The organism is Sphingobacteriaceae bacterium GW460-11-11-14-LB5, from assembly GCA_002151545.1.
Lineage (GTDB): Bacteria > Bacteroidota > Bacteroidia > Sphingobacteriales > Sphingobacteriaceae > Pedobacter.
In genome coordinates this window covers 1106056-1121930 of the sequence record CP021237.1, presented here as the reverse complement: position 1 = coordinate 1121930, position 15875 = coordinate 1106056, and the positions used below count along the sequence as shown (strand labels likewise).

The 15875-nt window shown below is 39.8% G+C and carries 12 protein-coding genes; 10 read left to right on the top strand and 2 right to left on the bottom strand.

Going from position 1 to position 15875, the window contains the following annotated elements; genetic code table 11:
- Positions 1-122: 122 nt before the first annotated feature.
- Complete coding sequence (locus tag CA265_04690) at positions 123-1082, top strand: AraC family transcriptional regulator (GenBank protein ARS42888.1); 960 nt, start codon at positions 123-125, stop codon at positions 1080-1082.
- 190 nt (positions 1083-1272) lie between these two features.
- Positions 1273-1464 (top strand): hypothetical protein, encoded by a 192-nt coding sequence (locus CA265_04685; protein ARS39010.1) that lies wholly within the window; start codon positions 1273-1275, stop codon positions 1462-1464.
- Between the two features lie 371 nt (positions 1465-1835).
- Here CA265_04685 and CA265_04680 read toward each other — a convergent pair whose 3' ends face one another.
- Positions 1836-2705: an AraC family transcriptional regulator gene (locus tag CA265_04680; GenBank protein ARS39009.1), complete on the bottom strand. Its 870-nt coding sequence runs from the start codon at positions 2703-2705 to the stop codon at positions 1836-1838.
- 327 nt (positions 2706-3032) lie between these two features.
- On the opposite strand from CA265_04680, the gene CA265_04675 reads away from it, so the two are divergent.
- From CA265_04675 to CA265_04665, 3 genes are all read left to right on the top strand, one after another.
- Positions 3033-4343, top strand: a complete 1311-nt coding sequence (locus CA265_04675; GenBank protein ARS39008.1) for an L-fucose:H+ symporter permease — start codon at positions 3033-3035, stop codon at positions 4341-4343.
- 82 nt (positions 4344-4425) lie between these two features.
- A complete protein-coding gene (locus CA265_04670) occupies positions 4426-6063 on the top strand; it encodes an altronate hydrolase (protein ARS39007.1) in 1638 nt (545 codons plus the stop codon).
- Between the two features lie 262 nt (positions 6064-6325).
- Positions 6326-7108 carry a short-chain dehydrogenase gene (locus tag CA265_04665; protein ARS39006.1) on the top strand — a complete coding sequence of 261 codons (783 nt, stop codon included), beginning with the start codon at positions 6326-6328 and terminating at the stop codon, positions 7106-7108.
- A gap of 158 nt (positions 7109-7266) precedes the next feature.
- Here the strand turns inward: CA265_04665 and CA265_04660 are convergent, their stop codons facing one another.
- Positions 7267-7896 (bottom strand): 3-methyladenine DNA glycosylase, encoded by a 630-nt coding sequence (locus tag CA265_04660; protein ID ARS39005.1) that lies wholly within the window; start codon positions 7894-7896, stop codon positions 7267-7269.
- A 218-nt stretch (positions 7897-8114) separates the two neighbouring features.
- Here CA265_04660 and CA265_04655 point away from each other — a divergent pair, with 218 nt between their 5' ends.
- The 5 genes from CA265_04655 to CA265_04635 all read left to right on the top strand — a co-directional run bounded on the left by CA265_04655 (position 8115) and on the right by CA265_04635 (position 15847).
- Positions 8115-8792 (top strand): DNA-binding response regulator, encoded by a 678-nt coding sequence (locus CA265_04655; GenBank protein ID ARS39004.1) that lies wholly within the window; start codon positions 8115-8117, stop codon positions 8790-8792.
- Positions 8792-10144 carry a two-component sensor histidine kinase gene (locus tag CA265_04650; GenBank protein ID ARS39003.1) on the top strand — a complete coding sequence of 451 codons (1353 nt, stop codon included), beginning with the start codon at positions 8792-8794 and terminating at the stop codon, positions 10142-10144. Before CA265_04655 ends, CA265_04650 begins: the two co-directional genes overlap by 1 nt.
- A 179-nt stretch (positions 10145-10323) precedes the next feature.
- The gene (locus CA265_04645; GenBank protein ARS39002.1) at positions 10324-11595 is read left to right on the top strand and encodes a cation transporter; all 1272 of its coding nucleotides are present in this window, start codon (positions 10324-10326) and stop codon (positions 11593-11595) included.
- 5 nt (positions 11596-11600) lie between these two features.
- Entirely contained in the window at positions 11601-12689 is a 1089-nt protein-coding gene (locus tag CA265_04640) for an efflux transporter periplasmic adaptor subunit (GenBank protein ID ARS39001.1), read from the top strand.
- A gap of 26 nt (positions 12690-12715) precedes the next feature.
- Positions 12716-15847: a CusA/CzcA family heavy metal efflux RND transporter gene (locus CA265_04635; protein ID ARS39000.1), complete on the top strand. Its 3132-nt coding sequence runs from the start codon at positions 12716-12718 to the stop codon at positions 15845-15847.
- The last annotated feature ends 28 nt before the right edge of the window (positions 15848-15875 follow it).

The following is a 15875-nucleotide window of genomic DNA, read 5'->3' as shown; positions in this document are numbered from 1 at the left end:
TAGGTAATTAACTTGAATAAAGTTAGGGCTTAATTCAGATGAACACCCTTGCCGTAAAAGTCAATCTTAAGGGGCATTTCAGACAATTTTTATATATTTACGATACCTTAATTTTTAACCAAATGATACAAGTAGGTGTTTTACTGCCCCAAAATTTCAGATTATTAAGCATAGCGGCTATTTTAGACGTATTTGATACAGTTAATGGTTTTTACAGAAAAGATGCCCTTGAAACGCCATTTAACATTAGTTTAATTACCCTCGACGATAAAAATTATAATTTTAGTACACATCCTTGCGTGCCTTTGCAAAAAACCGGGCAGTTTGAATTGATTTTAGTGCCATCATTTGCAACCAATGATATTAAAGACTGCATTGGGGCCAACAGGGGTTATATCCCATGGTTAAATAAACAACATGCAGCAGGGGCCGAAATTGCGACCTTTTGTACCGGGGCATTTTTACTTGCCGCATCGGGACTGTTGGATGGCAAAGCGGCCACCACACATGTTGATGCCTGCTCTGCTTTTTCTCTTGCATTCCCTTTGGTTCATTTAAAGGCTGATAAAACGGTAACACAAGATGGCAAATTATTTACTAGTGGTGGCGCCACCTCTACTTTTCATTTATTACTGCATCTTTTACAGCTTCATTGCGGAAAAGACATGGCCGTTAAAGTGGCCAAGATTTTTGCGATCGATATGGACCGCGTAAACCAATCTTATTTTAGCACCTTCCAGCCTATCCGTCACCACAATGACGATATCGTTGCCTCTGCGCAAGAAAAAATTGAAAATAATTACCAGGATGTGGCCACTATTGAAGAGATGATTAAAGATATTCCTTCCAGTAGAAGAAATATTGTGCGTCGCTTTAAACAGGTCATCGGCATTACCCCTATCGAGTATCTTCAGCAAACCCGTATCGAAGCCGCTAAAAAGTTATTAGAGCAAACGGCGCAGCAAATGACAGAGGTGATTTACAATTCCGGCTATAACGATCCAAAAGCATTTAGAAAAGTGTTCAGAAAATCAGTCGGCATGACGCCAACGCAGTATAGAGATAAATTTCAGGCCAGGTAGATTTAAGAATTGAGACTTTCCAGCCCGTTGTTTAATTAGATACCATATTTCAGACTGGCTGTTTATTTTTTTGAAGCGCAAAGCTTGTGGTTCTTGGTAAATGGCTGTCCCGCTTATCCTATTGTATGAACACATCTTTTGATTTGGATTTTTTATGCATTTTGCCAACCAACGTTAATAAACTTCAAGTTTGCCGAAGAACGTCGTCAATCCCAAGTGGCAGAAAAATCAAAAAAACAGTTGCAGAATAGAACAAATAGCACTACCAAACCTTAAACGCAGTGGTTTTGTGTTCAATAATCATGATTCCCAGTTTTTAAAAGGTATGAACACAAACCCCGAAGGGCTCAATCAGACCAAAGAAAAGAAAAACAATTCCTGATTAAACGAAGTGCCGCTGTTTTTTTGATGAGCATGGGGTAGTGAAAAGCCACATTGCCGGATTGACAAAGCGCTTTGGGTACTTTGGCGCTCCAAAATGCGCCAGCATTCTTGAGCACAAATAAAAACAACATAATCTGCGAAAAACTACCATGCCCCCGCGGCAGAGAGCGGAAAAAAAACCAACAAGATAGTTTATTTAAGAACAAGGGGGCTTAATAGCAAGGAAAAATGCTGATCCCGAAGCTTCGGGACAGTATAACAAACGCCTTTGGACTATGTGCAAACAATACAGGCTAACAAAGTTGTGTCCACACGATGGATGCAATCGGGGCTATAAATGCTTTAATCTGTACCAAACATCAAAAAACACTATTGCTTAGAAAAAGCCTGCTGGTATTTTAATGGCGTTTTGCCAGTTATTTCTCTAAAATATTTATGAAAACTGGTAAAATTATAAAACCCACAGTCGTAGCAGATTTCTTTTACCGTAAGATCATTTTCGATCAATAATTTACAGGCCTGCCCTACCCTGATCTCGTTCAGAAACTGCGTATACGTTTTTCTGCTTTTAGTTTTAAAGAATTTACAGAACGAATTGGGGCTAATTTTAGCTACCGCAGCAATTTCCTTTAGTTCTATTTTATTTTTGTAATTGCTGATGGTATAGTTATAAATAGACTGGATCCTGTCTTTTTCGTTCTCCAAAAAGTTTGGTTTAAATCCTAATGAAACCAATATATTTTTTTCTTCGCAATTGGCTATTTCAGTTAATACTTCGAGTATTTTTATAATCCTCATCGTACCTGTAGCCTCAATAATCTGCGGCATTAAACTGGCAATCCGCTCTTTCGAAATTCCTTGCAGCTGAATGCCTTGTCGCGATTGCAGCAAAACTTTTTTGATTTCCTGATTTTCTGGAAGCTCGAGAAAATCCTTGCCTAAAAAATCCTCTTTAAAATGAATCGCATAAACATCTACCGGTTCACCCGCTTTTTCGTCAAAAAATTCGGAGTCAAAGCGCCAATAATGGGGCAAATTGCTCCCCAATAAAACAACATCACCATCCTTAAAATTTTTAATGCTATCGCCAATAAACTGCGTTCCTCTGCCTTTTTTAACGTAAATCAATTCTAAAGCAGAGTGGTAATGCCAGCGGTTGTTTATATCGGGCATAACATCTCTTCGAGCGCTAAAAGAATCTACCGAATTAGTAGATACATTAAGTAAATGCGGTTTCATAAAATCTTAAAAAATCAATCTAATATGCAAAATTATTTTGCAATGTAAAAAATTGAGCCAATATCATTTAATAATTAGGTAATAAAGTTAAATTTTTATTAACGCTTAACGGCTTAATTTGTAAAGCAACAACTCACTAAAAACATTTTATGAAAGTTGGATTATTTATTCCTTATAATATAGACCAGTTGTATCCTAAAGTTGCCTTTGCAAGCTTAGCATTGCTGGAAAAACCTGGTTTAAATTGATCATTGTGCCCACGGAGCCAGAAGTTTAACTATTTTTATCTTGGCAGAACCTGCTTAACCATTTATAACCAAACATCATATGAGCCACACACCATCAACAAACTTTCAGGTATCCGATACGCCAAAAAACGGCAAGGGATACTTATTCCCATTAATTTTGGTCACCAGCCTGTTTTTCTTCTGGGGCTTTGTCCATAACCTCGATCCGGTATTAATTCCGCATTTGCGCAAAGCTTTCCAGTTAAACGTTTTCGAATCTACCCTGGTCGATTCATCTGTTTTTATCGCTTATTTTTTACTGGCACTGCCTGCAGGCTATATTATGCGCAAGTACGGCTATAAAAGCGGTATTATACTGGGCCTTGTTTTGTTCGCCATCGGCTGTTTATTATTTATACCCGCAGCAAATACCGCACAGTATATATTTTTCTTAGGCGCACTTTTTATTATCGCCTGTGGTTTAACCTTTTTAGAAACCGCGGCAAATCCTTATGTTACCGTGTTAGGGCCACCGGAAACCGCTACCCAACGATTAAACTTCTCTCAGTCATTTAATGGATTAGCGGCATTCTTAGCCCCCGTACTCGGTGGTAAATTTATTTTTACAGAAGTAAAATATACCGATGCCCAGTTGGCGAAAATGTTGCCTTTAGAAAAACAGGCTTATATGCTTGAAGAGGCCTCGACGGTAAAAGCACCTTATTTAATTTTAGGCATTCTGATTATTGTGGTAGCCATCCTGTTTATTTTCACCAAGCTGCCTGATATTAAGGAAGAAGAAAATGCCCAGGAAAAAAGCAGTTTTAGTCATGTATTAGGCCATAGCCATTTACGCTGGGCCATTATTGGGCAATTCTTTTATGTAGGCGCACAGGTTTGTGTATTGAGTTTATTTATCAGTTTCGTCACCTCATCGGCTGGTATCAGTCAGGATGCAGCAAAATGGTATGCCGGTGCAGCAGGCCTGGCTTTTATGGTTGGCAGATTCGCTGGAACGTTCTTCATGAGATACGTAGCTGCCCATAAATTGTTAATGCTTTACGCATTAATCAGTGCTGTACTTACCCTCGTATCTATTTTTGCAAGCGGCATGATTACCGTTTATGCTTTAATCGGCGTCTCTTTCTTTATGTCGATCATGTTCCCAACCATATTCTCATTGGGTATAGCAGGTCTGGGCAAGGATACAAAACTGGGTTCGTCGTTAATTGTAATGTCAATTGTTGGCGGTGCTTTTTTACCGCCGGTATTGGGTTTAATATCAGATGCAACACACAATATACAATATGGGTATTTAGTGCCTTTTGTATGTTTTTTAGTGGTTTTCTACTTCGGCTGGAAAGGATGGAAACCCAATCACATTGAAAAAGAAATTAGTTTAGAAGTATAATATACAATGAGCCATCATGATTTTTCAAAACGAATATAAAATCATCACGGCTTCATAACCGATAAAAACAGATTATAAATAGATGAAAAAATTAGTCATCAAGATTAACCATGCAGATAACGTTTTGGTTGCGTTACAAGATTTACCTAAAAACACCGAAATAGTGCATGAAGGAAATACCTACGTTACTGTTGATGAAATCCCTGCCAAGCATAAATTTTTTATGCAGGATATGAAAGCAGGCGATGAGGTAATGATGTATGGCGTTTTGGTTGGAAAGGTACAGTTTGATGTAAAAGCGGGTATGCGAATGAATGTGGAGAATACCAAACATGCAGCAGAGCCATTTGCCTATCGCAATGTTAATTATAAATGGGAAGCACCTGATGTTAGTAAATATGCCAACCGCAGTTTTAATGGTTATCACCGTAAAAATGGCGAAGTGGGTACCGCAAACTATTGGTTGTTTATTCCGACTGTATTTTGCGAAAACAGAAATCTCGATATCATTAAAGAATCGCTGTATAGTGAGCTGGGTTATGCAGTAGATGATAAATATAAATCTTACACCCACAAACTGGTTCAGGCCTACGAGAATGGAGAAGATATCCATAACATTAGTTTCGAGCCTAAAGTAGATAAAGCCAGCCGAACCTTTAAAAATGTAGATGGGATTAAATTCCTCACACATAATGGTGGCTGTGGCGGAACACGTCAGGATTCGGATACGCTGAGCAAATTATTGGCGGCTTATGCCCATCACCCCAATGTAGCCGGTATTACGGTTTTAAGTTTAGGTTGTCAGCATTTGCAGGTAGAAGATTTTAAACGCGACTTGTTTGCACTTGATCCTGATTTTGATAAACCCCTTTTAATTTTCGAGCAGCAAAAAGCACAAAGCGAAGAAGAATTAATCCAAAATTCTATCCGCAGTACTTTTGAAGGATTGATGTTCATTAATAAACAAGCGCGCGCAGCAGCACCATTAAGCAAAATGTGTGTGGGTGTAAAATGTGGCGGTAGCGATGGTTTTAGCGGCATTTCAGCCAATCCATCTGTTGGATATTGTGCCGATTTATTGGTGGCCTTAGGCGCCAAGGTCTTATTGGCCGAGTTTCCTGAACTTTGTGGTGTAGAACAAGAAATGATTGATAGATCTGTGGATCAGCCGACCGCCGAAAAGTTTATCCGTTTAATGACGGAATATGATGATCTGGCGCATAAAGTGGGTTCTGGTTTTTACATGAATCCTTCTCCAGGCAACATTAAAGACGGTTTAATTACCGATGCGATTAAGTCGGCAGGTGCTGCACGAAAAGCAGGCTCCGCGCCTATTGTCGATGTTTTAGATTATACTGAACCTGCCACTAAACCAGGCTTAAGTTTGGTTTGTACACCAGGGAATGATGTGGAAGCAACTACAGGTAAAGCGGCTGCCGGCGCAACCTTAATTTTATTCACCACCGGTTTGGGTACTCCAACCGGAAATCCGGTTTGCCCCACCATTAAAGTAGCAACCAATTCGATCCTGGCGAAACGCATGAGTGATATTATCGATATCGACACAGGCGCTGTAATCAATGGCGAAAAAACCATTAACGAAATGGGCGAAGATATATTGGAATACTGTATTAAAGTGGCCAGCGGCGAGGAGATCCCTAAAGCGGTACAACTTAATCAGGATGATTTTATCCCCTGGAAAAGAGGCGTAAGCCTTTAACATGGAAGATGGACGAGGGAAGAGGAAAGATGTATGTCCTGAGCTAAATTTGAGTTAGCATGATACAGGCAATTCAGGTCAGATGCTGTCATGTTGAGTTTCCCGAAGAATCGGGACAAGTAGTCGAAACACCTTAAGAGAGTTTAAATAGGTCCTTCGACAAGCTCAGGATGACAAATCTACATTTATGATACAACCTCGTAATGCTTTCAACTTAAACGCTTTGCGCTCAGCAGTTATAACAACAAAACATTAACCAAATATGAATTTAAATTTAGACGGCAAAATAATCCTGGTGAGCGGTGGCGCAAAAGGCATTGGCGCAGCAATTGTGAAAGCTTTAGCTATTGAAAATGCTTTCCCCATCATTATTGGCCGTAACGAAAATGATAACCTGAAAATGCTTCAGGAAATAACAGATCTAGGCTTAAAAGCAGATTATTTTACGGCAGAGCTTACCGCACCTGAAAGCTGCAAAACCATTGTTGATGCAATATTGGCAAAATATGGCAGAATAGATGGCTTAGTGAACAATGCTGGAGTTAACGATGGTGTTGGCCTTGAAAATGGCACTTATGAAGGTTTTATGGAATCGCTACATAAAAATGTGGTGCATTATTACCTTTTAGCCAAACATGCCCTGCCTGCACTTAAACAAAGCAAGGGTTCGATTTTAAATATCGGTAGCAAAACTGCAGAAACCGGACAAGGTGGAACATCTGGTTATGCCGCATCTAACGGTGCCAGAAATGCCTTAACCCGCGAGTGGGCAGTAGAATTGTTGCCATTTAGCATTCGTGTTAATGCCATTATTGTGGCCGAAGCCTGGACTCCGTTATACGAGAAATGGATTAACTCTTTTGAAGACCGTGATGAAAAACTAAAGAACATTACCGATAAAATCCCTTTTGAAAACAGAATGACCAGTGTGGATGAGATTGCCAGCATGGCGGTATTCTTATTATCAGATAAATCCAGTCATACTACAGGCCAGCTGATCCATGTGGATGGCGGTTACGTACACCTGGATAGGGCTTTGTTGTAAATATTTATACTCAATTCATCAAGACGCGTCATTCCCGCGCAGGCGGGTAATCTTAAAGCACTAGTATTTGGCATTAAGATTATCTTCATGAGCACACTGTGGTTCCCAATCAACCCGATAGCTATCGGGTTGGGAATGACGTAACGCGCTTAACTAAGCTATTTCTTTTTCCTTTCTTCCAGATAAGCATGCCATAACAACATTGTAGCAATGGTTCGGTGAGGTTTAAATTGATCAGCTACTGCCAATATTTCTTCTTTACTAAGCCCTGCTTCCAAGCCTTTTACTTTCTTTAATGAGTTAACCGCAGCCAAATCACCGATCGGAAAAACATCGGTATGGTGCAAAGTAAAAATCAGGTAAATATCTACCGTCCAATCGCCGATACCTTTAATGCTTTTAAGCTGGTTTCTAATAGTTACATCGTCCATTGTTTCCATTTTGCTTAAAGACAATGTTCCACTGATCAGGCTTTCGGCCAAATGACGAACATAAATCGTTTTTTGCCGACTGAAATAACAATCTCTTAATTCCTGATCGGTAAGCAAAAATAAGCGTTCAGGCACAACTTCTCCTATCTTTTCTTTCAGCTTATTTAAGGCAGCCAATGCTGATGCCAAAGAAACCTGTTGTTCCAGGATAATATGTATAAGTGATTCGAAAGTATTCGGTCTCGACCAGAAAGGTGGGTATCCATATTTATCCAAGATGGGTTGTAAATCTGCATCGCTGCTGCCTACTAAATTACAAAGCTGGTGGAAGTTGGTCTGATCAAAAGTTTCGAACATTTTTATGGATGTTGATTGGAACGGATCAATTTTGTATATTCAATGCATCGCTGCTGCCTACTAAATTACAAAGCTGGTGGAAGTTGGTCTGATCAAAAGTTTCGAACATTTTTATGGATGTTGATTGGAACGGATCAATTTTGTATATTCAAATATAATACAATCAACAAATTAACCATTTTAATCCCATTTTAAGATGAGATGGTTACTTTTGTCGGATGCTAAAGATTGGAATAGCTGAAGACGACCCTAAAATTGCTGAACTCTTAAAATCGGCACTCGAAGAAAACGATTACCAGGTGTTTACTGTAGCCAACGGTATTGATGCACTGGAGCTTTTCTTGGGCGAAAGCTTTAACCTGTTCATTATCGATGTAATGATGCCGCGGCTTAACGGCATTCAGCTTTGTAAACACATCCGTGGAAATGCCGTGCAAACACCGATTTTGATGCTTACCGCTTTGGGTGCTATTGATGATAAGGTTACAGGCCTGGGAGCTGGGGCTGATGATTATCTGGTAAAACCTTTCCACCTGAAAGAACTCCTGGCAAGAGTTGCTGCACTTTTACGCAGACAACCTATTGTTACCGCTCAAACTGATCATAAATTATATTTCGAAGACCTAGTGCTCAATACTTACAGCAAAGAAGTAAGCCGTGGAGGAAAAACCATTGAACTTAGCGCCAAAGAATTTGTGCTGCTCGAACTGTTTATGCACAATCCCAACCGTTTACTCTCGCGGCAATTTATAGCAGAGCAAGTTTGGGACATCAGTTTCGAAACCGGAACCAATGTAATTGATGTGTATATCAATTTCTTACGAAAAAAGATCGAAAAGGGTTTTGAACGGAAACTCATCCACACCAAAATCAATATGGGTTATATCCTGAAATAATGAAAATAAAGGATCGCATAGCATTATATTTTACATTGATCAGCACCTCATTGCTGTTTGCTGTACTTTGTACTGTGTATTTTACTTTCATGAAATTTTTGGAAGCAGATTTTTTCGAGCGCCTCACCGACCGTACCATGGTTACGGCCAAACTTTACCTCGAAGCCGACGAAATTAGTCGGGATGCGTTGAACAATGTGCGCCATAAATACCTGCAAAAGTTAAACGGCGAAGTTACTCGCATTTACGACAATAAAAACAGGGCCACCTTTATTGGCGATTCTGCTCAATACTGGACTAATTCTACTATCGATGAAGTTCGCAAAAAAGGCCGTTTAAAATATACTGATGGCCAGCGGCAGGTAGTTGGCATTTATTACAAAGATAATCAGGGCGACTTTGTAATCCTGGCTTCAGCAGATGATCAAGGCTCGCACAACAGGCTCGATAAGTTATTGAAGATCATGATTTTCATCTTCATTCTAATTTTCCTCATCGTGCTATTGTTGAGCCGGTGGATTGCACAAAATATGCTAAAACCCCTACAAAAGTTTATGCAGGAAGTAAAACAGGCGGGCTCGCAGAACATGGAGTTCAGGGTAGAAGAAAAGCACAATAAAGATGAAATCAACCTGATTGCCAAAAGCTTCAATCATTTAATGGAAGAACTGGAACAGGCTTTTATTTTACAGAAAACCTTTGTGGCCAATGCCTCTCACGAACTTCGCACACCCGTAACGCGGATCATGATGAATGCTGAATTAGCTTTATCCAAAGAAAGAGACCATACAGCTTATGAAAAGGTAATTGCTTCTATGCTCGAAGATGCCGAGAAAATGGAACACATCATTACCGGATTGCTCGCTCTTGCAAAAATGGATCTGGAACTGATCAATTCTCAACTTATTCCAATCAGGTTAGACCACCTGCTTCTCAAAATACAATCTGAGTGGAAAGCGCAGAAAAACCTTGACCTTAAAATTACCTATCAAAATCCCATTGATCCAAAACCTGAAATATTGGCCAATGCTGTACTATTACAAATTGTCTTGGATAATATCATTTCAAATGCTTTTAAATTTTCTGACAATCAACAGGTAAGCGTTGTTGTTGAAGCAGCTGAAAATGACTTTCTCATTCACATTACGGACAATGGAACAGGTATCGCTACTGAGGAACAGGAAAATATTTTCAAACCCTTTTATACGCGGGCAAAAGATTTTGGTCGTCATGGCGAAGGAATGGGACTTTATATGGCTCAAAAAATTATCGATCTGCTAAAAGGTGAAATAACTACCACAAATCTTGAAAAAGGAGGTTGCACTTTTACGGTGAGATTGACAAAGCTTTAGTAGCTATTTATTACTTCATTCTAATTTTACAACTCGATCGTCACCCTGAATTCATTTCAGGGTCTTAGCGACAGAATAGATGCTAAAATAAATTCAGCAGGACAATTAGCGTCCCAACTTTAATTCCCTTTTAATTTCCGTTTAATCTCCCTTTAATTCGGCAAGGATAGCTTTGCCATATGAGAATAATATGTACGTTGCTCATTTTCTTTTTGGCGATCAGGCCTGGAGCAACTTTTGCACAAAAAGATACGCTAAGCTTAACCCTTAGTAAAACAGAAAGCCTTTTTTTAAAACACAATTATGATCTCCTGGCCGGTAATTACGAGATCGATCAGGCAAAGGCCGAAATTATTACCGCCAAACTCTTTGATAATCCTACCCTTGAATACGAAAATCTGTTTTACAACCACGAAACAAAGAAATTCCTGCAAACCTCTTATGCTTACGGACAATACGCGGCTTCTATTTCGCAGCTATTCAAACTTGCTGGCAAACGCAATAAAAACATCAAACTGGCTCAAACCGGGGTTAAGCTAGCCGAATATGAATATTTCGATCTGATGCGAACATTAAAATTCGAACTGGTCAACACGTTTTATAAAACCTATTTCTCCGCACAATCAGTTAAACTGTATCAGGAACAGATCAGCTCTACCGATCAATTATTAAAAGCTTATAATATCCAGTTAAAAATGGGCAATATTGCCGCAAAAGATGTCATCAGAATTAAATCACTGTTAATCAATCTTAAAGCCGAACAGGCGGGCTTACTGAACGACCTGGAAGATCATTACAAAGACCTTAAGCTACTCTGTGGTTTGGATGCCAATATTTCACTTTCTTTAATTGTAGATCAAGCAGATTTTAAGAGCGGATTGCTCGATAAAATCCCTTACAGTTCCTTATTAGATTCTGCAAGAGCCAACCGCGCCGACCTTAAATTAGCCAAAACCGAGCTCCTTTACAACATGCGGAATTTAAAACTGCAAAAGGCTATGGCCATTCCCGATATAGAAATCGGCCTTAGTTATGATTTAAAAGGTAATTATCCTGAAAAATATACAGGTTTGGGCATCAAAATTCCCATTCCACTTTTCTCCAGAAACCAGGGTGAAATTAAAAAAGCCCAAGTTGGTATAGCTGCAGCCGATTTGAACATCAAAAAACAGGAAGCCCTACTCGAGAATGAAGTATTTAACAGCTACAAAACCGCTTTACGCAACGAAAAATTGTACCAAGAGATCGATCCTGCCTTTAGTACCGATTTTAATATACTCATTTCTGCCCTCATTAAAAATTTCAAAGCAAGGAACATCAGCCTGATCGAATTTTTAGACCTCTATGATGCCTACAAAGAAAATACGCTACAATTGAATAAACTCCAATTCGAAAGAATGAGCACCCGTGCTGAGCTCAATTATGTAACCGGTTCTAATATTTTTAAATAAATCTCATGCAAAATCTTTATAAAAACACTGTACTCATTGCTGCAAGCAGTTTAATATTTTCCTGCAACGAACATAAAACGACCGTGCCAAACGATAAATTTGCCATTACCGATTCCCTGATTAACCGCTTGCTGATTGATACCGTGCAACAGGCCAACAGCAAAACAGAACTGATGTTTTCAGCCAAAATTGCAGCAGATGAAGAACGTCGCTCAGAACTTTTTCCGATGGTAAGCGGCATCGTAAATCGCGTTGGTGTAAGGTTGGGCGATCAGGTTGTGAACGGACAAACGCTGGCCACGGTAAATAGTTCTGAAATGGCCGGATTTGACAAAGAGGTAATTACCGCAAACGCCGAACTTAAAAATACTGAGCGATCGTTAAAACAGGCCGAGCAGCTTTTTCAAAGTGGTTTATCCTCGGCAAAAGAGCTCGATGAAGCCAAAAACGATTACCAGATTAAAAAAGCAGAAGCCAAAAGGGCTAACTCCGTATTAAAACTCAATGGTGGAAGCAGTACCGGATTATATGCTATTAAATCGCCCATTAATGGTTTTGTGATTGAAAAAAACGTAACCCAAAATATGCAGTTACGCAGCGACAACAACAAAAGCCTCTTTACTATTGCCGATCTCTCCAATGTTTGGGCTATGATCAACATTTACGAATCGGATATTTCGCGTGTTAAAGCCGGTGATGAAGTGAGTTTATTTACCCTCTCCTATCCCGACAAGGTTTTTAAAGGAAAAATAGAGAAATTATATAATCAGGTAGATCAGGATAGCAAGGTAATGAATGCAAGGGTTGTGATCCCAAATCATGAATTTTTATTAAAACCAGGTATGCTCGGAACGGTAAAAGTTTCAGCAAATTCGGCCATCGATCTTCCGGTATTAAACTCAAGGGCAGTTATTTTCGATGAAAACAAAAATTATGTGCTAGTCTTAGGTCAGGACCACAAAGTGAGGGTCCAGGAGATCGAAATCGGGCGGAAAACAGCCGACAAAACCTACATCAGCAAAGGTGTACAGGCCGGCGATCGCATCATCGCGTCTAAACAGGTTTTCTTGTTCGAAAGTCTAAAAACTCAATAATTTCTTTTCATTCCTAGATTTCAAAAATGAATAAATTCATAAAAAGCATTATAGGCTTTGCACTGAAGAATAAATATTTCATCTTTTTTGCCACTTTTCTCTTAATTCTGGCAGGTTATTTAAGCTTCAAACACACCACCATTGATGCGTTTCCTGATGTTACCAATACCAATATCACCATCATTACCCAATGGCCAGGCCGAAGTGCCGAAGAGGTAGAAAAGTTTGTAAGCAGACCTTTGGAAATTGCCATGAATCCTACCGAAAAACGGACCAGCATCCGTTCTTCTTCCCTATTTGGTTTATCCATTGTAAAAGTAAGTTTCGAAGATGATATAGATTATGCTGAAGCACGCGTACAGGTAAACAACCACCTCGATGAAGCAGACCTGCCCGAAGGAATCCAACCCGAAGTACAGCCACCTTACGGGCCTACTGGTGAAATATTCCGTTATACCTTATCTAGCGACACAAAATCTGTAAGTGAGTTAAAAACCTTACAGGATTGGGTGATACAAAGAGAACTTTTATCTGTTTCGGGCATTGCTGATGTAGTAAGTTTTGGAGGCGAGGTAAAAACCTACCAGATTACTGTTGATCCACAAAAAGCCATCCAATATGGTGTAAGTGCGAAGGAACTCTTCGAAGCGGTATCTAAAAGCAACATCAATGTGGGCGGCGATGTAATTGTACAAAGTGGTCAGGCTTATGTGGTGCGCGGTATCGGCGTGCTCAACAATATCGACGAAATCAGAAATGTGGTGGTTGATAATATTAATGGCACTCCTGTTTATGTTAAAACCATTGCCGATGTGGCAGAATCGGCTTTGCCAAGGCTAGGGCAAGTTGGCCGCGATAAAGATCCCGATGTGGTTGAAGGCATTATTGTAATGAGGAAGGGCGGTAATCCAAGTGATGTAATTGCCAGGCTGAAAGAAAAAATAAATACGATCAATTCCAGTATTTTGCCTGATGATGTAAAAATCAAACCTTTCTACGACCGCGAAGATCTGGTTAATTACTCCGTACACACCGTGATGGGCAATATGCTTGAAGGGATTTTATTTGTTACCCTAATCGTATTCCTCTTCATGGCTGATTGGCGCACCACCTTAATCGTTTCTATTATCATTCCTTTAGCACTTCTTTTTGCGTTTATCTGCCTCAAATTAAAAGGCATGCCAGCCAACCTGCTTTCTATGGGTGCAATTGATTTCGGGATCATTATAGACGGCGCCGTAGTAATGGTTGAAGGAATTTTCGTCGTGCTGGATGCAAAAGCCAAAAAAGTAGGCATGGAAAAGTTTAATAAAATGAGCAAACTCGGTTTTATTAAAAAAGCCTGTTTAGAAAACGGAAAAGGCATTTTATTTGCCAAACTGATCATCATTACTGGTTTGCTCCCCATTTTCACCTTTGAAAAAGTGGAAGGTAAAATGTTCTCTCCCCTAGCCTGGACTTTAAGTTTTGCCTTATTGGGCGCTTTAATCTTAACCTTTACACTTGTACCGGCCATGGCCAGCGTACTTCTAAAAAAGGATGTAAAAGAGAAACACAATATCTTTTTAGAATGGATTACCAAAGCAACCCTTAAATTTTACGATCTCTGTTTCAAAAAAAAGAAACTGGTTTTTGGAATTTCTATTGTAGTGCTGTTTTTAGGTGCTTTTAGTTTTAAATTTCTGGGGACAGAATTTTTGCCCAGTTTAGATGAGGGCTCCATTTATGTGCGTGCTACTGGCCCGTTGAGTATTTCGTTGGACGAAACCAAAAAACTTTCGAACGAGATGAGAAAGATCTTTTTAAGTTTCGAAGAGGTAAAACAAGTGATGTCTCAGACTGGCCGGCCAAACGATGGAACGGATGCAACGGGCTTTTACAACATGGAATTCCACGTGGATATTTACCCCCGAAAAGAATGGAGACAGAAACAGACTAAAGAACAGCTGATTGAGCGGATGCAGGAGAAATTAAAGCGCTTTCCTGGTATCAGCCTTAACTTTTCTCAGCCAATTTCTGATAATGTAGAAGAAGCTGTTTCAGGTGTAAAAGGATCAATTGTAGTGAAGCTGTTTGGCGAAAATTTCGAGTACATCGAAAAGGAAGAGGAAAAAATAGAAGATATTTTAAAAACGGTAGAGGGTATTGAAGATTTAGGTATACTCAGGAATCTGGGGCAGCCAGAATTACAGATTAATCTCGATCAGAAAAAAATGGCCTTATATGGCGTAAGCACAGCAGATGCTAATGCAGTGATCGAAATGGCGATCGGTGGTAAAACCGCTACGCAGATTTATGAAGGTGAACGCAAATTTGATCTCATCATCCGTTATCCCGAAGATTTTAGGAATGACGAAAGTTCGATCAGTAAATTACGTATACCAACGCTATCGGGTTCAAATGTTCAATTGGGCGAAATCTCGAGTATCCGTAAAATTACCGGACCAAGTATGATTTACCGCGATAAGCACAAGCGTTATGGGGCGATCAAATTCTCCATCAGAGGCCGTGATATGGGCAGCGTAATTGCCGAAGCACAACAAAAAGTAAATGCAAAAATCAAATTGCCACAGGGCTATCAGCTCGAGTGGGCCGGTGATTTTGAAAACCAGCAAAGAGCCATTGCACGTTTATCGCAGGCTGTTCCGGTAAGTTTGTTGCTGATATTTTTTATCCTGTTTGTGCTTTTCGGCAATTTTAGGGATGCGCTATTGGTACTCAATAACGTTCCTTTTGCCATGATCGGTGGCATATTGGCGCTGTTGGCCGCAGGTGTAAACTTTAACATTTCAGCAGGCATTGGTTTTATAGCATTATTCGGTATCTGTGTGCAGAACGGTGTGATCCTGATTACCCGCTTCAAAACCAACATCACCGAGCTGAAACACCACGCCACGTGGACTTTTACCGATGCCATGCGTGATGGGATTGCCAGCAGATTTAGGCCGGTATTAATGACGGCCTTAATGGCCGCTATTGGTTTAATGCCAGCAGCACTCTCTACCGGAATCGGTTCCGAAGCCAGTAAACCACTGGCCATTGTAGTTATTGGTGGGTTAATTACCAATACCTTGTTTAACCTTTTTGTGTATCCGATTGTATTTTATTGGTCGTACGGGAGAAAGGTACATAAAGCGATGAGTGATGTAAAAATGTAAGATTGACTATCGAAAATGTAAGACAGTA